The organism is Paenibacillus prosopidis, assembly GCF_003337375.1.
In the GTDB taxonomy this organism is placed as follows: Bacteria; Bacillota; Bacilli; order Paenibacillales; family Paenibacillaceae; genus Pristimantibacillus; species Pristimantibacillus prosopidis.
This window is the reverse complement of record NZ_QPJD01000007.1, coordinates 81970-102603: the sequence shown is the minus strand read 5'-3', so window position 1 is coordinate 102603 and position 20634 is coordinate 81970. Positions and strand designations below refer to the sequence as shown.

Here is a 20634-nt window from a genome sequence, read left to right as displayed (position 1 = left end):
GGAGCATACAGTGTCAAACGAACTAGATTTGCGACAGTACATGACCATCGTTCGGAAGAGATTAGGGCTTATCGTAATATTCGTACTCGTTTGTTCTTCAGCGTCGGCTATTTTCAGTATATTTTTCAAAGATCCAGTTTACGAAGCTTCTACCAAAATAATCGTGAATCAAACGGCATCGCAGCTCGCTACCGGCCAGCTGGATATCAACCAAATTAATTCGAACATAAAGATGATAGATACATATAAAGAAATAATCAAAACTCCCGCTATTTTGGACAAAGTAGTAGAACAATTCCCGCAGTTGGGATTAACGGCTAAGCAGCTAACCAACAAGATTCAGGTTAGTTCCGTAAATAACACACAGGTGATGACATTAGTCGTACAAGATGTCGATTATCTGAAAGCGGCTAAAACGGTGAATGCCGTATCTCAAGTTTTCCAAGAAGAAATCCAACATATTTTCAAGGTTGAGAATGTGTCGATCCTTAACAAAGCCGTTATGAATGATCAGCCAGACCCTGTATCGCCGAACGTTCCTCTTAATATCGCAATCGCGTTTGTCGTGTCGTTAATGCTGGCAGTAGGGATTACGTTCTTGCTTGAATATATGGACGATACGATTAAGACCGAAGCAGATGTGCTGCAATATATGGGACAACCAACGCTTGCCATGATTTCGAAAATGAGTCCGGAAGATGCAGGCGATGGCCAAACAAGCAGAGCAAAACAACCCTACAAAGCAGGTGAACTAGAGCGTGTCTCGATTGAAAAATAAACGTCAACTCATAACAGTCACGAATCCCCGGTCGCCCATTTCAGAGTCATATCGTGCATTGCGGACAAATATTGAGTTCTCCTCTATTGATGAGAAGCTTCAAGTGCTTATGGTTTCATCAGCGGGTCCCGGCGAAGGCAAATCGACAACGATAACGAATCTTGCCGTTACATTTGCTCAGTCCGATCGGAAGGTCATTCTTATCGATGCCGATCTTCGTAAGCCTACCGCCCACCATACTTTCGCGATATCGAATCGCTGGGGCTTATCCTCAGTTATCTCGAAGCAGTGCTCCTTGGAGGAAGCCATTCAAATGACGGATGTTCCAAATATGGATGTCATAACCTCAGGCGCAATTCCGCCAAATCCGGCGGAAATGATGGCATCGAAAAGTATGACAGCCGTCATTGAGCAATTACGAGAGATATATGACATCATCCTCATTGATACACCTCCGCTGCTAGCCGTAACGGATGCCCAAATTATTGCTACTAAGAGTGATGGCGTCATTCTCGTCGTCGATCAGGGCAATGTAAAACGGGAAATCGCAAATAAAGCCGTGCAGAACTTAGAAAATGTCAAAGCGCGTATTCTAGGCGTTGTTTTAAACAACGTGAAGCGTAAAGCGAGTGAAGAAGCTTACTACTATTATTATGGAGCACAAGATAAATAGATATTTTGTTTCGTAGAAGGTATTTATGTTGGAGGGAATAGTGAAGTGAGCTATAGAAGCAGAATGCTAGTGTTGTTAGTGGTAGATATATGTATTATTTGGGTGGCCATTGCGACGTCATACCTATTCCGCTTTGACGGAAATATCCCTCCACTCTACGAGTCACAAATGCTGGTTTTTGCTTTCGTAACAACGGTTATATGCGGAGTAAGCTTGGCCTTCTTCCGTATGTACAGAAGAATGTGGCAGTATGCAAGTATTGGAGAGATCGTCGAGCTCGTCAAAGCGATCGTTATCGGCATAGCGTTGACCTATATAGCAACGTATTTGCTTCATGGGGTACGCGTCCCATTGTCGATAACTTCACGGACACTTGAGATTATGCTGCTTTTTATGGGGGGCTCCCGGTTCCTCTGGCGTTTAATCCGAGTAAATAGAACGAAAAAGGCAGAATTAACCAATAACGTGCTTGTCGTAGGTGCAGGGGATTGTGGGGCGCTTATTGCAAAAGAGATGATGACAAACAACAGCTTCTCTGGCAACCGTTTAGTAGGATTCGTTGATGATGATCCATATAAGCGAAATATGCAGGTCGTCGGCTTGCCGGTCCTCGGGGATCGAACAAAAATTGAAGAAATGGTTTGTACCCATCAAATTCATGACATTATTATCGCGATGCCGTCCGTGAAGCGGACGAACATATCGGATATTATAAATATCTGCAAGCTGACAGGCGCCAAGGTAAAGATTATTCCTTCGATAAATGATCTTATAACAGGTCATCTCGCCGTCGAAACGTTACGAAATGTCGAGGTTGAAGATTTGCTTGGCAGAGACCCGGTCAAGATAGATTTGGAAGGAATCGCTGATTACGTATCGGATAAAGTGGTGCTGGTAACCGGTGCCGGCGGTTCAATCGGTTCCGAACTGTCGAGGCAAATCGCTTCGTTTAATCCGTCCCGGCTGCTGCTTCTCGGGCATGGTGAGAACAGTATTTACACGATTGAGATGGAGCTTAGAAGCAAGTATCCGCAAGTTCAGCTGGAAACCGTCATCGCAGACATTCAGGACCGCAGCCGTATGGATGATGTATTCAACAGGTTTAGACCACAGGTAGTTTTCCACGCAGCAGCACATAAGCATGTTCCGCTCATGGAACGTAATCCATCCGAAGCGGTGAAAAACAATGTGTTCGGTACGAAGAATGTGGCTGACTGTGCCGACAAGTATAAGGTTGAACGATTTGTCATGATATCCTCCGATAAGGCCGTTAATCCTTCCAGTATTATGGGAGCTACCAAGAGAATTGCAGAGATGTACATACAGAGTATTAATACAATAAGCGAAACCCAATTCGTAGCCGTCAGATTCGGCAATGTACTCGGAAGCCGCGGCAGCGTCATACCGCGATTCAAAGAGCAAATTGCTGCTGGAGGCCCTGTGACGGTTACGCATCCGGACATGGTTAGATACTTCATGACGATACCGGAAGCGGTCCAGTTAGTTATTCAAGCGGGCTCATTCGCCAAAGGCGGAGAAATATTCATCCTGGATATGGGTCAGCCTGTACGTATATTGGATTTGGCCCAGGATTTAATCCGCTTGTCAGGCTATGAACCGAATGTAGACATTGAGATAAATTTTAGCGGAATGCGTGAGGGCGAGAAGCTATTCGAAGAGCTATTGACCGATGAAGAAGCTGTAACGTCTACCCAGCATGAACGCATTTATATTGGCAAACCCCAACAGATTAACCGCGCAGAGCTAGAGTTGCAGTTCAAGCGTTTCGAGAAAGTATTGGGAGAAAGTCAAAGTTCGGTAAGAGATGTGATTGAGCATTTAGTCCCTTTCTATTCACATGTATCCTAACATTCAGCAGACGAGAGCGGAGGTAAAGTGATATGCGTAAGAAGAAATGGAAGAAGGTCTTAATCTGGGTGGCATCGGTCATCGTGGTATTGGGAGTAGGAGGTTTATTTGCAGCAAATTATGCTGTGGATAAGCTTATTTCCACGTTAGCCGCAGATTTGGAGAATGACTTAATGAACGAGGTTGTAACTGCTGTTGAAGAAAATTCTAATGACCCAGTAGATGGAAGTGACAAAACCACAACTTACACAGCGGATGAGATTGCGAATCCATCTGACGATCAACCCGTCGGATCAGTTGATGAATTGGTGGAGTCAGAGCAGGGAAGAGTTGATTCAGCACAAACGGATTCTTCCACGCAGACAGAAGATGTACAGTCCAAAGACAGTTATCAAGCAGAGGTACCAGTAGATAAAGCAAAGGTTATTCAAGAGAAAATTACGGTCGGTGAGAAAGCACAGCTTACATCTGTGTTCCTTGAAGAATTAAGTATGTCAGATATAAAGGACTTACAGGCTCTTGCAAGCGGCGGTCTGAGTATTGATGAGAAAAAGGAAGCGCGTAGTCTTATTCTTAATAGATTATCTCCTGAACAATACGATGAGTTAATTCAGATTGCTAAGAAATATGGGATGAGTCAGGGTAAATCGTACGGTGAGGTAATCGAAGAAAAATAAGTATTTAATGATTAATTAAAAAAGATTAGTAGGAAGGTGTTATATGAGAGTTCGGAAGGCAATAATTCCAGCGGCTGGACTTGGGACAAGATTTCTTCCAGCAACTAAGGCTATGCCAAAAGAAATGCTCCCAATTGTCGACAAGCCTACTATTCAATACATCGTAGAAGAAGCTGTTGAGTCGGGTATTGAAGATATTATCATAGTTACAGGTAAAGGGAAAAGGGCGATTGAAGATCACTTTGATAATTCCTTTGAACTTGAACAAAATTTATTGGAAAAAGGAAAGCTTGAACTTCTAAGTGAAGTTCAGAAATCTTCCAAGATGGTTGATATTCATTATATTCGTCAAAAGGAAGCTAGAGGACTTGGTCATGCCGTTTGGTGTGCAAGGAAATTTATTGGCGACGAACCTTTCGCAGTATTACTTGGAGATGATATCGTCAAAGCAGATAAGCCATGTCTAAGGCAAATGATTGAACAGTATGAACGTTATCAGTCATCGGTTATTGGAGTGCAGCGAGTACCTGAGGCAGAAGTTAGTAGGTATGGAATAGTTGACGGTAAGGAAATTCATGATCAGTTGTTTAGCGTTTCATCATTAGTTGAAAAACCACGGCAAGTAGATGCGCCATCTAATTTAGCAATTATGGGACGTTATATTCTAACCCCAAGAATATTTGGAATCCTTGATCAATTGGAACCGGGTGCTGGTGGTGAAATTCAATTAACGGATGCTATTTCTAAATTAAATGCTATTGAAGCAGTATATGCGTATAACTTTAACGGTACTCGATATGACGTTGGGGAGAAGCTTGGTTTTATTAAGACAACTATAGAATTCGCACTGCAACGTGGAGAGCTACAGCGTGATTTGCTCGAATATTTACAATCTGTTTTAATTGAACAAAATTCATTATCTAGGCCTTAACTTATCATAAAAGAGTAGGTGAATATATGAAATTTTACCTTGGAATTAAAATAACCTTTGATTTTCTCTTAGCCTTTATAGGATTGTTATTGATATCACCACTTATGGTAGTTATTGCTCTCCTAATAAAACTAGATTCTAGAGGGCCTGTTTTCTTTAAACAAAAGCGAATAGGTAAAAATAGAAAATATTTTTACATATTAAAGTTTAGGACGATGAGGACTGACTCACCGAAAGATACTCCGACACACTTACTTCAAGATCCAAGCAAATTTATAACTAAGACCGGGGAATTTTTAAGGAAAACAAGTCTTGATGAGCTCCCTCAAATAATAAATATACTTAAGGGTGAGATGAGCATAATTGGTCCACGCCCAGCATTATGGAATCAATATGATTTAATAGAAGAGCGTGATAAATATAATGCAAATGATATTTATCCGGGACTGACCGGATGGGCTCAAATAAATGGCAGGGATGAACTGCCTATTGATATAAAAGCGAAATTTGATGGTGAATACGTGAAAAGGATAAATTTACTGTTTGATATTGAAATTTTCTTCAAAACAGTATTCAGTGTGCTAAGGAGTGAAGGTGTAAAGGAGGGACGGAAAGCAGAAACAAGCAAATAGTAGAGGTGTAAATATGATTAATATATTAATCACAGGCGAGTCTAGCTATGTAGGTTTGAACTTTACAAGATGGTTAAGCCAATGGCCTGATAAATATAAAATAGAAACTATTTCATTGAGAAACAATGAGTGGCAATTAAAGGATTTTTCAAGATATGATGTGTTATTAAATGTAACTGCAATTGTTCATAAAAAAGAAGAGATAAAATTAGAAGAATTATATAAAAAGGTTAATCGAGATATTGCAGTTGAAGTAGCTAATAAGGCAAAATCTGAGGGTGTAAAACAATTAATATTTATGAGTAGTTTATCAGTATATGGTCTTGAAGGGGAAATTGATCGGGAAGTTAATATAACTGAGAATACACCTTGCAATCCAATAACATTATACGGAAAGAGCAAATTAGAAGCGGAATATGAACTAAATAAACTTAACGATAATCTATTTAAAGTCGTAATAGTGAGAGCGCCGATGATTTATGGACCAAATTGTCCAGGTAACTATGCAAAATTACGTAAGCTTGCATTAACATTGCCGGTATTCCCTAATATATTTAACAAGCGTAGTATGATATATATTGATAATTTATCTGAGTTCTTTAAATTAGCTATTGAGAATCAAGTGGCAGGTATATTCTTTCCACAAAATAATGATTATGTGAATACAACAGAGCTCGTACAGCTGATTTCAAGGTTTAATTCAAAGAAAATACATCTATCTAAGTGTATTGCCATATTTATAAAATTATTTGGTGTGAAAGTATCTGTATTTAACAAAATGTTTGGCAGTTTGACTATTGCAAAACATTTATCAACTGATAAACAACTAGATTATTGTGTTGCAGATTTACACCAATCAATAGAAAATAGTGAAATTAAGTAAATTTTAAGGAGCTTGTTGAATGAAGATAGGAGTAATCGGGACAGGGTACGTTGGGCTTGTACAGGGTGTGATATTAGCTGAGTTTGGCATGAATGTAACTTGCATGGATGTAATTGAAGAAAAAATAGAGAGACTTAAAAATGGGGAGTTACCAATTTATGAACCCGGATTAAGAGAAATTATGGACAGAAATGTCCAAGCTAATAGACTCAAGTTTACAACAGATATAAAAGAAACAACTGAAAATAGTGATGTAATCTTTATAGCGGTGGGCACACCGCCAAAAAATGATGGTAGTGCGGATTTAACGTATGTCCTTGAAGTTGCTAGTAATATCTCAATGTATATGAATGGATATAAAGTTATTGTTAATAAGTCAACTGTTCCTGTTGGTACAGGTAAATTAGTGGAGAGTACTATATCTAAAGTACTCACTGAGCGAGGCGTTGACCACTCGTTTGATATTGTTTCTAATCCTGAATTTTTAAGAGAAGGGAAAGCAGTTCGAGATTGTCTAACCCCTGATCGTGTTGTTATAGGGACTGACTCAGACAAAGCAAAAGAGATTATGAAGAGTGTATATGATGTACTTTACATTAATCAAACACCATTTGTTTTTACTAACGTTGAGACATCAGAAATGATAAAGTATGCTTCAAATGCTTTTCTTGCTGTGAAAATTAGTTTTATTAATGAAATGGCGCTTCTAGCAGAAAAAACTGGTGCAGATATACAAGAAATTGCACGTGCTATGGGTATGGATGGAAGAATATCTCCAAAATTTTTGCACGCTGGACCGGGATATGGTGGTTCATGTTTTCCAAAAGACACCAAAGCAATAGTGGATATCGCCAGAAAGTATGGCGAGGAAATGTTTGTTATTGAAGCGGCAATAAGAGCCAATGAGAAGCAGAAATATAAAATGGTCGAAAAAATTAGATTTACATTAAGTGAAGACGGAGATCTCACTGGAAAAACAATAGGGGTATTAGGCTTATCATTTAAACCAGAGACAGATGATATGAGAGATGCACCATCTATTGATATAATAAACGGTCTTGTTGCTTATGGGGCAAATATTCAAGCTTATTGTCCGGAGGGTATAAAGGAAGCCAAATGGAGACTGGAGCACCTAGGAAGAAATATTAAATATATGAATGATGAGTATGAAGCAGCTAAAGAAGCAGAAGCATTAGTTATTGTTACAGAATGGCATCAGTTTAGAGGAATGGACTTGAAAAAGATCATTGAAAATATGAATGATAATTTTCTGTTTGATTTAAGAAATATATTCTCTAAGAGAGAGAAGTTACTTGGTAATTTCAAATATTATGGAGTAGGTAGATAGACCAATTACTTAGCGTGTAATAAGAAGTAATGGAGGAACTAGTATTATGAAACTAAGCTGGGAAATAGATAAAAATGTAATCAGTAGGCTTTATGTCAATGGAAATAATATAATCTATCCTTGGGGGTTTGAAACAGCTGATTCGTCGGCTTTTTTTTCATTAGAGGATGGAATTGGATGGAGATATAAGTCGATTAAAGAGGAATTTGAATATAATAATTCAATGTTTAAAGCAAATATTATAACCAAAATGAATGAAGGAAAGTGGGCTTTAGAGATTGTAGATGAAATAAATAATGAGAATGAAGTAATTAGAATGGTCAAAGCTGAATGTTTGGAAGACACTAATTTTATGGATTTTGTTATGAGGTTCAGATTTAAAAAAGAGTGGTTTAATTATGCAAGAATTTCTGATAAAACGATATATCATAAAAAATCTAATATATATCATCAATATCCTGTTGATCTTGTTCAATTAATAGGAAATAAATTAGATCTAAATGTAAGTATTATTGATTCAATTGTACCGGCAAAAATGGAACCTGTTATGTATGTAAGAGATAGTGGCGATGAATGGGTTGTTCATGTACGAATGTTACCTAAAATATATGATAAGGAAGTAATTAAAATATGTACGAAGTGGGCTCAAACTAGACCGCTTCCGCAGTGGCTGACTAACATATTATTAAAAAATAAGAAGCTTAAAAAATATTTATGGTACAGAGGCGAATTATCTCCAAGTACGAAAGGCATATTTCTTAAAATATTTAATCCAAGTGCATATCCAATGACTAGTATCAAAAAAGGAACAAAACTAATGTGGAAAGTAAGGACAAAGTTGAATGAAAAGAGAAATAATCACTAATATTATACAGTCTCTTGTTGAGAAGTTCTTTATTATAGGAACACAATTAATAATATCGATTCTATTGGTTAGATTATTAAATATTGAAGACTACGGAATCATGGGGGTAGTTCTTGGATATTATGTTTTCGTGAATGTTATTAATATTTCTTTAGAGTCAATCATTCTCAGGGATCATAAAGAGTATAGTAATAATCTAAATAAATATTTTTTAAACTTTTCAGTTTTTAATGTGGTCAAATGTATTTGTTTTATAATTGTAGCTTTAGTATTAGCAGAATACCTTGTAAAAGCACATAACAACTTGAATTTCTTTTATGCGATAGTTTCAATCACAGCAATCTTAATTTCAGATTCTATTGTTGCACCTATTGTAATTTATACTACTTCAACTTTCAAACAAAAAGTAGTGACAAGGATTGCGATATACAGATCAGTTCTTAATATTTTATTAACTTGTGGATTGTTTATTTCTCCTTCGATGACATATGTTGCAATGAAGGATCTATTAGTTTCATTATGTTATATCATTTTATGGATTGTCTATTCAAGGAAACTTATTGATTACAAAACAGTTATGAGAATAGAAAATTTTGATTTTCATTTTATCAAAAAAAGTTTGCTTGGATATTCACTATGGACGCATTTAAATGGGGTTGTTACTGGCTTTATATATAAATCTGATACATTCTTTTTATCATTTTTCGTGAGTTTAAGTGTGATTGGTAATTATAATATAGCATTAACAAGTGCAAATGTAGCAAATATAATTCCAATGATCTTTGGATATCAAAATAGCGTTGCACTCTCACACGCTAAAAATGATGAGCATGCAAATAGAATATCTAATATTTTTATTAGACTTTCTATATATATTGGAATCCTCACACTGATCGGCTTTTTAGTTTTAGGGAAATTCTATTTAATGATAATAACAGGATTATCAAATGTTGATGTGATTTATAGCTATATGATACCAATTGTTGCGGGATTAGTAATTGTTAAATCATTTGCTTCACCTTTAAATGCTTTTATTAATATTAAAGGTTCAGTTAAGTCGCTATTTGTATCGGTGCATATCCCAGTATTCTTAGCTACTGTTTTATTATATTACTTAAGTTCACGTTACTGGGGGCCGCAAGGAGTATCATTAACCAATGTAGTTGTTGCGATAATTTGGCTGTTATTGATTATTAGAGAAATCAAAAAGCATTCGTACAATTTTAGTAGTATAAAATATATTAGTGATGATATTAAGTATTTAAGGAGTTTTTTCAAAAATGGATATAAAAAATGAAATATTTAATATAAGTAATCAAATTTCTGATTTTATTAATAGTTGGTTAGAGGATAAAAAAGACTTTGAATGTAGAACGTTTTATGGAGAGACATACACACTGGCTCTTATGCGAATGCTAGGTGTACTCAAGCCGGAAATAAAAGAAAAAATAATAAACTCATATGAAAAAATTGACAAACTAGACTCTCAATTTCATTGGGAGTTTAATAATTATGCACTTTTGCAGTACTATTCATTTTCAGGCGATAAGGATATTTTGAAATATATTTATCCACTAAAATTTAAGCATACTCCTTGTACAAATTGGACGCTCTTAAGAAGTGTTGCCCGATTAATTGCAAAACAGGATGAAGAATTAGCACTTAGAGAGGCTAGGGATAAAATTAATAAGTTTCAGTTGAGTTCGGGTATGATACTTGACGAGAAAAATGTTAAATCATTTCAATACCATTGTTTTTCAATGGCTATGATTGCTGAGATTTACGAGGCAACGGATAAAGAGGAGTTTAAAAAAAGTTTTTTATTGGGCGTAAGTTTTATAAGAAATTTCATATTATCAACAGGGGATACCATTTATATTGGGAGAGGTCAAAGACAATCTTTTGGCTATGGTGCACTCATTTATATACTTGCAATGGCCTATAAATACACAAGAGATGCTTCTATATTAGGGGATCTTTCGAGAGTTGTTGAATTTTTAAAAATACACCAAAACAGTGACGGAAGTTTTCCTTTGGTGTTGAATGGGAATCAACAAAAGATCCCGACCACAGTAGATATTAAAGATCCTGACTATGCTGGGTGGTACCCATATAATAATTATTTTGATTACTTGCCATTTATGGGGTTTTTCATAGCAAAAGCTAATATAGTTCTTAATGAGTTAGATGTTGCACAGCCAATATTTAATACGCCTAAGAACTATTCTGACAACAACTATATTAAAAAAGTAACGAATAAATATGAGGCTGTAATTTCAAGGGTTGGCGGTTATTGGACCAATGATATGCCAATTCCATACATTGTCAGCAAAGATAAAAGTATTACTCCATGCTATGGCGGTGAACAATTCCAGAAAAGTTTATATAGTTTAAAAGGTATTCCCTTGCCCTATTCTAAGTTGCTTAATAAATCAGCAAGATGGAAGGGGTTGAGCTTCCTCAAAAATCAAACTCTATGGGTTATTTCTCCTCTAGGGATTGTTAGGAGAAAGTTTAGTTTTTTAGATGATTATATAAGGATTGAAACGAGTACATTTTCATTATTAAAATTCGTAAATTTATATCTATTCAAAGCGGATTCAACTCGTTTGGATGGAAGAAACAACTTGGTTCTTCATGATGTTGAAGTTACATGCACTGGTTTAAAAGAAGTTGATAAATACGAGTATTCTCCTGATGGTAAGCTAATTTTATTAGAAGATGAAAGTAAGATGTCAATAATTGAATTTAAATTTTATTAAAGGGGATTGTTATGAAAGTTAGTATAGTAATACCAACTTATAAACGACCTGATTATTTAGAGCGCTTGCTAAATTCAATTAGCAATCAAACGTTCAAAAGCTATGAAATTATTGTTGTAGATGATAATTCACCCAATCGATCCGAGTACGATCAGCTTGTAACTAAGTATATTAAAATATTTGATAAGTTCAGGTTTTTGAGGAACGACGAAAATAAAGGAGCGCCCTATTCAAGAAATCGTGGAATCAAGCTTGCAAAATACGATTTCATAGCACTTGTCGATGATGATGATGAATGGTTACCGGAAAAACTTGAAAAACAAATCGAAATGTTTAGTAATGGTGATGAAAAGCTTGGAATTGTTTACACATGGACGGATACAGTAAATAGCGAGAAAGAAGTATTACATCAGTACAGAAATATAGTTGAAGGAAGCCCTAAGAAAGAAATATTAAAAGGATGTTTTATTCCATCTCCTTCAGTAATGGTAAAGAAATCACATATTATCTCTGCTGGATTATTTGATGAAAATTTACCAAGTTGTCAAGATTGGGATATGTGGACAAGGATGATTCTAGATGGTTCAGAATGTAGAGTTGTGAAGAGCGTTCAAACTCTATATTATAAGCATGATTCCGGATCGATAGGATTATCTAAGAAAGCATATTTAGGCTTTAAAATTTATTTCAAGAAGCATGCAATTTCTGCTTTTAGAACAAATCCAATAATTGCAGCATATTATTTGTACCAATATTTAAGGATGTCGATTAGAAAAGAGGTGTAGTCTTGAGGAAAATTGCAATACTTACCAATATAGTTCCCCCATACAGGCTGCCTTTATTTAATGGAATTGGTGACCGAGTTGAGCTAGAAGTTATAGTATGTACGGATAAAGAAAAGAACAGAAAATGGAGTATAACTAAAGAAAGAAAATTTAAAACAAAAAAGCTATTTGGTCTGACTTTGACCTTAAGAAATAATCTTAATGACTATAGATTCATTTATCTGAAATTTAGCATACTATTTTATCTGATATTTCATCGACCTTACAAATTAATTATTGGAGACGCTTCTTTAACATCGTTTATGGCAGCTATTTGCTGCAAAGTGTTAAAAATAGACTATATATGGTGGAACGAAACACTGCCATACACACCAATCAACCAAGGGATGTTGGGAAAAGTGAGGGGTTATTGTATTAGAAACGCAGTTCATCATTACGTTTCTGGTTCCTTAGCAAAAGAGTTTATTATTAACTATGGAGTGGATGAAGGGTTAATTACAATTGTTCCAGATGCAGTTGATAACGATAAATACTTTGATCTTCATGAATTACTGCAGCCACAAAGTAATGAAATCAAGAGTAAATACGGAATAAATCGAGATGATAATACAATGCTTTATGTTGGTCAATTTATTGAAAGAAAAAATATTCAATTAATGCTAGATGCATATAGAGAAATTTATGAAGACGATAAATGTGTCAAGTTTATAATGGTTGGTGGCGGAGAATTAAAAGATAAAATCTTTCAGTATAAAGTAGAACATGGATTAAAAGGGTTAATCGTATTAGATTTTATGGAGCCAGAGAAGTTAGCAGAGCTATATACAATTGCAAATGTATTAATTTTGGTTAGTAATAGTGAACCCTGGGGAATGGTTGTTAATGAGGCTATGTGCTTTAAAGTACCAGTAATATTGTCAAAATACGTAGGGGCTGGTGCTGATTTAATTGATAATTCAACAGGTCAAATAATATATGATTTAAATGTAAGTACTTTAATTGAAAATATAAAAAAGATTCAAGTCATGAATTATGATGGGACTATTATTATGAACAGAGTATCTCATTGGAATAACTCTACAGCAGTGGAACGTGTTATCAAGGAGTTGAAATAGATTGTTTGATTTAATTATTATCGGGTTACTTCTCTTACTATTGATAATTAGGATAATAAAAACCAAGACATTTACAACATCTGTTCTGTTTCTTGTAGTATTGAGTTATATTGTAATATACCTTGTACCAACACTTAATTACCAAGACTTAAGTATTGATAGACAATCATTAATGAAATTTTATCTATTATTCCTAGTTGCGTTGTTTTCTCTTATCATGGGATTCACTTGGAAGAATAAATTACTGAATTCAAATTTACAAAGAATAAAGAGGAATCAGAATCAAAGTTATTGGATTTATTTTATTACAGCGATTATTTTAAAAATAGCGATTATTAATTTTAGCAGCTATTCTGAAAATAATATAGTTAAGGGATTAGTCTTTATAATGGACGACATTTCAACGATTTTTTTCTTTGGATTTATCTATGCATTTTTTATGAATGGTAAGAAAACAAACTATATTATAAAAAGTTTAATTATAGTAATATTCTATGGTTTATTTTACATGGCGGATGTTATCAATTCCCTAAAAGGTGAAGAATATAGCAGGTATAATCTGCTTCTAGCAATTATAATAATATTTGTTTTTTTATTAGAAAATGTAAAAAGAAAGTTAAGGTTCTCAACAATTGCAATTGCTTCCTGTGTAGTAATTATACTTAGTTTCCAGATACTAAATCGCGGGGATATGTTGATACTAAAACATGGTACAGATACAATTAATGCTTTACAGTTTAATGTTACAAACTATAAACCATTTCTTATATTGTATAATTTAGGGTTTTATATGATAGCTATACCTCTTGGTATTAAACCGTTATATTACACAGCAAATGGACAATATATGCTTGATATATTAGGTTATTCAAGTTATCAAGTAGCAAGTTATCCATTTGGAATCGGAATAACTGGAGTTGTTGATTCTTATTGGAACTGGGGAATACTAGGTGTTATTTTTTTCTTTTATTGTGCAGGATTTTATTTGAAGATACTTAGAAACAATGCAATCAAATATAACTCTTCTTTTTTGTATGGTATATATATATTGCAAGTTTGCAAACTATTTCTGTTATTTAGATTGGATTTCAGCTTCTTTTTTGGCAGACTAATTGTTATTTTACCAGTTCTATATTATATAACAAGGAGGTTTGCAAATGAAAATAAACATAATAAATTTGAGTGATATAACTGGGGGGCAAGAAAAATATATATATAATATTATAAAGAAAATTTCATTGAAATATACGATTAGAATGTATACGAACTTTAATATGTGGGAAAACAACAAAATGATTGATATTAATACTGAATATATTAATGTGAATTCAATTAAATATAAAGAATTATTTAATATTAAGAAAAATACCTTAAAAAATTCAATAAATAAGGAGGAGGATGTATTCCTGTTCAATGGAAACAGAGCGATTTATTTAGGGAGCCTTTTTCCAAAGAAATATAAAAAAATTGCTATTCAACATTCATCACTAGTGGACGAACAAGATGGAAAGTATAAACGTATATTTAGGGTTTTATTTTATAAATTTTTATTATGTAGATATAATCGCTTAATTGGTGTTTCAGAAAATACGATTAAACAACTCAATAGTAACCGTAAAGTATTTGTTGTCCACAATGGAGTTGACACGGAAAAGTATCATCCAATTAACCAAGATAGTAAAGAACTTTTAAGAAAAAAATTAGGTTTTACTAGTGGGGATCGAATTATATTAATGGTGGGGACCTTGACTGATAATAAAGGACAATTAAATGCTTTAAACATTATAGAAAATCTAGATAATTCTTATAGATTGATATTAGTAGGTGACGGTCCCGAAAGGAAAAACATTGAAAAATACATTAAAGATAATAAACTTGAAAAAAAAGTAAGGTTAGCAGGGAAAATTGATAATGTTGAAGAGTATTATTGGATCTCTGATATGTTAATATGTCTTTCCAAAAATGAAGGGCTACCCTTAACAATCTTAGAGGGTATGGCAACCGGCCTTCCAGTTTTAACAACGAGAATAGGAGGCATACCCGAGATATTTGTAGACATGGAAAATGGTTTTTTTATTGATCGAAATAATACATTGGATACTGTTTATAAAGTGAGGACCATCTTCGATGATCAATATATGATAAGGCGACTCCGAGAAAATAATATGAAAAAGATTAGGGATGAATACAACTTAACTAATTGTGTCAAAAATTTGGTTAGGCATATAGAAGAAGTTTCAATTGGAAAAGGATAGTTTTATGAAGTCTTGTTCTAGAGTAAATTATGGAAGGACTAGTAAGCATGAGGCTTGGGATAGATGCAAGATATATCAATGGTGAAAGAAGAGGAATGGGGAACGTTTTATATAATATCTTATTGCATTTACGCAACTGTCTTACTAATGACATTATTCTTTATTTTGATAGAGAGATTGACGTGGAGCTTAAAAAAATACTAGAATCGCTTAATTATGAACTAGTGGTATTAGATGCTACAAACTATTTTATTTGGGAGCAATTGAAGTTGCCTAAGAGAGTTAGGGGAGACAAAATAGATATATTCTGGCATCCATATAATACCGGATCATTATGGCTGAACAGTATTCAAGTTGTATCTATTCATGATGTAATGTTTATGAAATCAAGAAAGGTACTACCATACTCTAAGAGTTTACAGCAGATTCTTGGACGAATATATAGAAAGTACAATACACCGCGCATCACAATGAGAGCTGAGAAAATTATAACTATTAGTCATCATGCGAAACAAGATATTATGTTGGAGATACAAGATGTCCATGAAGAGAAAATTGATATTGTTCATAATGGGTGTAATAAAACATTAGAGAAAGATAGGGACTTATCAGAATGGATACAATTTAAAGTCCAATATGGAATCAAAGATAAATATCTATTTTGTTTGGGTGCAGTTGAGCCTCGAAAAAATACTATTTACACGATTGAAGTATTTGATCAGATTATTAAAAGAAATAATCTTGATATTCAACTTGTTATAGCCGGATTAAAAGGATGGGAAACCTCAGACGCTTATAGTAAGGCTAAAGAGCACGGTATAAGTGAACAAGTGATTTTTCTTGATTATGTTCCTGGTGAAATATTGGACTTGCTTTATATAAATGCGTATATATTTTTGTTTTTATCTTATTATGAAGGTTTTGGCCTACCTATATTAGAAGCAATGGCGTTTAATACACCTGTAATTACAACGGATGTAACTTCAATGCCTGAAATAGCTGGAGATGCTGCAATTATCACCTCGTACAATGATAGAGATAAAACTGTTAGTGATATTGAAAAATTGCTATTTGATCAAGAACTGTACAAAGATTTATGTATACGTGGCCAAGAAAGAGTAAAGCTATTTACTTGGGAAAATGCTGCACTTAAAGTGGGTAACATATTCAAAACAATTATTAACCAAAGGTTGTGAGACGAAACGTTATGAAAGTATTATATGTAACGACTAGGCCTCCTTATCCGCCTCATCGTGGTGATCAACTGATAGCCTATGAGCAAATTCGCAATCTTCCTAAAGGGAAATATGAGTTATATTTAGTATCATTGGTTAGAAATGAAAATGAAAAGAAAGAGGCTTTAAACCAATTACAGCCATATTGTAAAAAAATTATATTTGTAAGACTTGGAAAAATAGGATCAATATTAGGTCTAATTAAGACATTATTTAATTGGAAGCCACTTCAGGTTAACATGTACTCAAACAAGGGTATAAGAAAACAAATGACCGAAATATATGATATGATTACGCCTGACATAGTACATATTCAAACAGTAAGACTGGGAGAGCTTCTAAGAAAAAAGAATACTTCAAAAGTAATGGATATGATTGATATATTATCTTTAAACATGGAAAGAAGAGCATTGAAAGAGAATATTATATTGAAAGGCATATTAAAGCTTGAGGCAGTTTTACTGAAAAAATATGAGAAGAAAATGACAAATGATTATCAGGTTGTATCTCTGGTCTCACAAAATGATTTAATACATTCACATTTAAAATATGCTAATACCATTATTAATCCTAATGGGACATATATCAATAACGAATATATTGAAAAATACAACAATATCGTAAAGGAGGATATTGTTATTTTTCATGGAAATATGAGCTACTTTCCAAATGTCGAGGCTATGGTTTATTTCGTGAATGAAATATGGCCCGATATATCGAGACAGTTTCCTAAATATAAATTATATATCGTGGGTAAAGATCCAGTAGATAAAATTCTTAGATTAAGTGCTGTTAAAAATGTACATGTAACTGGGTTTGTAGATGATATATGCGAGCTTTTATTGAAGGCGAAGATTGGTATATACCCTTTGCGCTCAGGGACAGGGATGCAAAATAAAATATTAGAAGCTCTTGCTTGTGGACTGCCAACTATTGCATCTAATTTTGCATTACAAGGAGTTCCGGACGTTACCTCAGAGGAAGTCATTAGAGCAAATGAAAAAGAAGAGTATATTAAAGCAATTGAATTGCTTATTAATGATGAGAATATCAGAGAGAAATATAAAGAAAATGGGCAGGGATTTGTATTTAGTAATTATTCTTGGGAGTCAAACGTAGAAACGTTAATGAGCATGTGGGAGAGAGCTCTAAAAACATAGTTTTAAATATACTTCTATTATATTAAGGATGTGGATATATGAAGGTACTCATATTAGCTGGGGGTAGTGGTACAAGGTTATGGCCGCTAAGTAGAGAGGGATATCCAAAGCAGTTTATTAAACTATTAGAGTCGAAGACTTCTTTATTTCAGGAAACTTTTAAAAGAAGCTTGTTATTGGCAGATATAACTGAAATATATGTTATTACAAACAAAAGGTATAAATTTATTGTCATGGGGGAAGTAGAGGAACTAGGTTATGATTATAATGAATTAAACATATTAGTAGAGCCAGACGTAAAGAATACATTGCCAGCTATTTACCATGGTGTACACAGAATTCAAAAATCATGCAATGATTCTATAATTGTATTCCCATCAGATCAAGTTATTCAAAATGGACAAGAATTTGTTAATATAATAAAGGCATCTGAATCGTTAACTAATGATTCAATTATTACCTTTGGTATAAAACCAAATGGACCTAATACGGGTTATGGATACATATCTCCAGGTGAGAAAATATCTAATGGTTTCTTAGTGAAAGAATTTAAAGAGAAGCCTGATTATGACACTGCTTTATCTTATATTGCTGAAGGATATGTTTGGAATAGTGGGATTTTTCTATTCAATTCTTTATTTTTTTCGAATGAAGTCAAAAAACACTCTAGTAATATCTACGATGCGTTTGAATTAAGTACCGATATTAATGAGGTTTATCTTAATATAGAAAAAGGAATATCTATAGATTATGGAATTATGGAGAAAACAGATAGAGTTGTAGTTGTTCCAGTGGATATCGGATGGAATGATCTCGGTAGTTTTGATTCTTTCTATGAAGTATTTGATAGAGACGCTGCAGATAATATTGTGAATAAAGAAAGTATATTAATTGAATCTAGAAATAACCTTATCCATTCTAACAATCAAAAAGCTATTGCAGTTATAGGAGTAAATGACTTAATTGTTATAGATAATAAAGACGCTCTGTTGATATGTCAAAAAGATCAATCACAGAGGGTAAAGGATGTTGTAAAAATCTTAAATGATAATAATGATTTACGAACTGTTTATCACGTAGATGATTACCGGCCATGGGGGCATTATCAGGTTATAGAAGAAGAAAAAAATGTTTACAGAATAAAAAAGATTACGGTTGCACTGGGTAAAAAACTAAGTTATCAACTTCACCATCGTAGAAGTGAGCACTGGATTGTCGTAAATGGTATTGGAAAAGTAACTATAAATGGTGTTGAACAGTTAGTCAGAACTGGTGAAAGTATCTTCATAAAAGAAGGCCAGAAACATAAGTTGGAAAATGCAGGGTGGATACCTCTTGAAATTATCGAAGTACAAATGGGTTCATATTTAGAGGAGGATGATATTGAGAGGTTTGATGAGTAATAAATCCTGAATTTTTAAAGTTCAAATTAATTAGTGGTTAAAGAGAACTACTTGTATCGAAAGATAGCGACCTTGCATTTTCTTACAGGTCCCCAAAAGGATATACATCCTCTAATAATTTTGTTAAAATACGATTGAAGTAATTAATTACATAAATCGTACGATAAAGGCAAAGCCATTGAAAAATGGTGGCGCAAAGCTAGAGGGGCTAAACTTGAATGAGTATGCCAGCCAGCTACCGAATATCGTGCCTCCCGTTGTGATTTATGTAGAAACCAGGAGGAGTTTCTTATGATAGTACGCGAAAATATTGTGCGTGAATGGCATCAGCTCTGTATTGCGTTTCATGAATTGCTCTTAGATGGCTGCTTAGATGAAGCAAAGCGGATGGAGATTTATTCGAAAATTGTTCATCATAAGAACAAGCTGGCGGGTCTCGTTCTATCATAAGCAAGCTCGCGGCGTGTCAGGCTTAGATTTGAATACGTTTTATCCTTAAGCTGACGCTTTGTCTTCATCAAGCGTCAGCTTATTTATTTGAAATCATAGGTCAGGAGAAATACATAGGTGAAAAAATCGCTGATTATTACTGTAGGCTCGCTTGTTGTGGTTGGAATTGTTCTTTACGGCAGCATTAGTTTGTATTCCAAATTAAATAAAGTTGATGAATTGAATCAACGTATAGAAGAGACTGCCGATTTCGATACTAGTCAAGACTCTAATACTGATCCATCATTGGTTCAAGAGGAAGAGAATCAGCCAAAAGAACCTTCGCAAACAGAGCAAGTGCAGGAGGATAAGTTGCAGTCTACTTCCGTCGAAAATGAAACGCCATCCCCGTCTCCTAATAACGTGGACACAAGTGAGAAGCCGACGGATGATGCTAAGTCTACGGAAGACAATGTGCGGAAAAAACAAGAGATTGATGCTGCAATTACCGCAGACTTACAGCAATTAAAGGCTTCCTGCCAAGCAAGCAGCAGCAGCTTAGTTCAACAAATTACTCAGGAGCTAGGCAAGAATGATGAGGCTGCGCTTGAGATGATACAAAACAAGTATCTGACTAAGGTTTTTGCTGCTGAGGCAGAATGCGATGCTCAGTTCAATCAATTGATCAGCAAAGCCAAGAGCGAGTATAGCGCGGCGGATCTAAGCGATCAACCGTTACCGGATTGGAGCACGCAATATGAGAGCGCCAAGGCACAAGCTAGGGCTGATGCTATTACCGTTATATCTAATGCAGTACAATAATAAAATGTGGTT

General features: G+C 34.5%; 20 protein-coding genes and 1 riboswitch. All 20 genes read left to right on the top strand.

The genetic code is table 11. The annotated features are described in order from the left end of the window. Positions 1-10: 10 nt before the first annotated feature. The 20 genes from DFP97_RS12380 to DFP97_RS12290 all read left to right on the top strand — a co-directional run bounded on the left by DFP97_RS12380 (position 11) and on the right by DFP97_RS12290 (position 20622). Complete coding sequence (locus DFP97_RS12380; protein ID WP_114380305.1) at positions 11-778, top strand: YveK family protein; 768 nt, start codon at positions 11-13, stop codon at positions 776-778. Further along, complete coding sequence (locus DFP97_RS12375) at positions 759-1451, top strand: CpsD/CapB family tyrosine-protein kinase (RefSeq protein ID WP_114380304.1); 693 nt, start codon at positions 759-761, stop codon at positions 1449-1451. Before DFP97_RS12380 ends, DFP97_RS12375 begins: the two co-directional genes overlap by 20 nt. Positions 1452-1496: 45 nt before the next feature. Beyond that, on the top strand, positions 1497-3320 hold the full coding sequence (locus tag DFP97_RS12370; RefSeq protein ID WP_114380303.1) for a polysaccharide biosynthesis protein: 1824 nt from the start codon (positions 1497-1499) through the stop codon (positions 3318-3320). A 32-nt stretch (positions 3321-3352) separates the two neighbouring features. Next, the gene (locus DFP97_RS12365; RefSeq protein ID WP_114380302.1) at positions 3353-3997 is read left to right on the top strand and encodes a hypothetical protein; all 645 of its coding nucleotides are present in this window, start codon (positions 3353-3355) and stop codon (positions 3995-3997) included. Positions 3998-4040: 43 nt separating this feature from the next. Beyond that, the gene (gene galU / locus DFP97_RS12360; protein WP_114380301.1) at positions 4041-4928 is read left to right on the top strand and encodes a UTP--glucose-1-phosphate uridylyltransferase GalU; all 888 of its coding nucleotides are present in this window, start codon (positions 4041-4043) and stop codon (positions 4926-4928) included. 26 nt (positions 4929-4954) lie between these two features. Then, positions 4955-5560, top strand: a complete 606-nt coding sequence (locus tag DFP97_RS12355) for a sugar transferase (protein ID WP_114380300.1) — start codon at positions 4955-4957, stop codon at positions 5558-5560. A 13-nt stretch (positions 5561-5573) separates the two neighbouring features. Then, positions 5574-6443 (top strand): NAD-dependent epimerase/dehydratase family protein, encoded by an 870-nt coding sequence (locus tag DFP97_RS12350; protein WP_245976169.1) that lies wholly within the window; start codon positions 5574-5576, stop codon positions 6441-6443. 19 nt (positions 6444-6462) lie between these two features. Further along, positions 6463-7791 (top strand): UDP-glucose dehydrogenase family protein, encoded by a 1329-nt coding sequence (locus DFP97_RS12345; protein WP_114380299.1) that lies wholly within the window; start codon positions 6463-6465, stop codon positions 7789-7791. A gap of 46 nt (positions 7792-7837) precedes the next feature. Beyond that, entirely contained in the window at positions 7838-8656 is an 819-nt protein-coding gene (locus DFP97_RS12340) for a hypothetical protein (protein ID WP_114380298.1), read from the top strand. Beyond that, a complete protein-coding gene (locus DFP97_RS12335; RefSeq protein ID WP_114380297.1) occupies positions 8634-9953 on the top strand; it encodes a lipopolysaccharide biosynthesis protein in 1320 nt (439 codons plus the stop codon). Before DFP97_RS12340 ends, DFP97_RS12335 begins: the two co-directional genes overlap by 23 nt. Then, positions 9937-11418, top strand: coding sequence for a hypothetical protein (locus tag DFP97_RS12330; protein WP_114380296.1), 1482 nt, complete (start codon positions 9937-9939; stop codon positions 11416-11418). Before DFP97_RS12335 ends, DFP97_RS12330 begins: the two co-directional genes overlap by 17 nt. An 11-nt stretch (positions 11419-11429) precedes the next feature. Beyond that, complete coding sequence (locus DFP97_RS12325; protein WP_114380295.1) at positions 11430-12203, top strand: glycosyltransferase family 2 protein; 774 nt, start codon at positions 11430-11432, stop codon at positions 12201-12203. A gap of 2 nt (positions 12204-12205) precedes the next feature. After that, positions 12206-13318, top strand: coding sequence for a glycosyltransferase family 4 protein (locus DFP97_RS12320; RefSeq protein WP_114380294.1), 1113 nt, complete (start codon positions 12206-12208; stop codon positions 13316-13318). A gap of 1 nt (position 13319) precedes the next feature. Next, the gene (locus DFP97_RS12315; protein WP_114380293.1) at positions 13320-14504 is read left to right on the top strand and encodes a hypothetical protein; all 1185 of its coding nucleotides are present in this window, start codon (positions 13320-13322) and stop codon (positions 14502-14504) included. After that, on the top strand, positions 14476-15573 hold the full coding sequence (locus DFP97_RS12310; RefSeq protein ID WP_114380292.1) for a glycosyltransferase family 4 protein: 1098 nt from the start codon (positions 14476-14478) through the stop codon (positions 15571-15573). The genes DFP97_RS12315 and DFP97_RS12310 overlap by 29 nt, the downstream gene beginning before the upstream one ends. Before the next feature lie 29 nt (positions 15574-15602). Next, entirely contained in the window at positions 15603-16769 is a 1167-nt protein-coding gene (locus tag DFP97_RS12305) for a glycosyltransferase family 4 protein (RefSeq protein WP_114380291.1), read from the top strand. 11 nt (positions 16770-16780) lie between these two features. Beyond that, the gene (locus DFP97_RS12300; RefSeq protein ID WP_114380290.1) at positions 16781-17968 is read left to right on the top strand and encodes a glycosyltransferase; all 1188 of its coding nucleotides are present in this window, start codon (positions 16781-16783) and stop codon (positions 17966-17968) included. A 38-nt stretch (positions 17969-18006) separates the two neighbouring features. Beyond that, on the top strand, positions 18007-19371 hold the full coding sequence (locus DFP97_RS12295) for a mannose-1-phosphate guanylyltransferase/mannose-6-phosphate isomerase (protein ID WP_114380289.1): 1365 nt from the start codon (positions 18007-18009) through the stop codon (positions 19369-19371). A 158-nt stretch (positions 19372-19529) separates the two neighbouring features. Next, a riboswitch (cyclic di-GMP riboswitch) is annotated at positions 19530-19614 on the top strand. A gap of 48 nt (positions 19615-19662) precedes the next feature. Continuing rightward, the gene (locus DFP97_RS30725) at positions 19663-19821 is read left to right on the top strand and encodes a hypothetical protein (protein ID WP_181873488.1); all 159 of its coding nucleotides are present in this window, start codon (positions 19663-19665) and stop codon (positions 19819-19821) included. A 117-nt stretch (positions 19822-19938) separates the two neighbouring features. After that, positions 19939-20622, top strand: a complete 684-nt coding sequence (locus tag DFP97_RS12290) for a hypothetical protein (protein WP_114380288.1) — start codon at positions 19939-19941, stop codon at positions 20620-20622. The last annotated feature ends 12 nt before the right edge of the window (positions 20623-20634 follow it).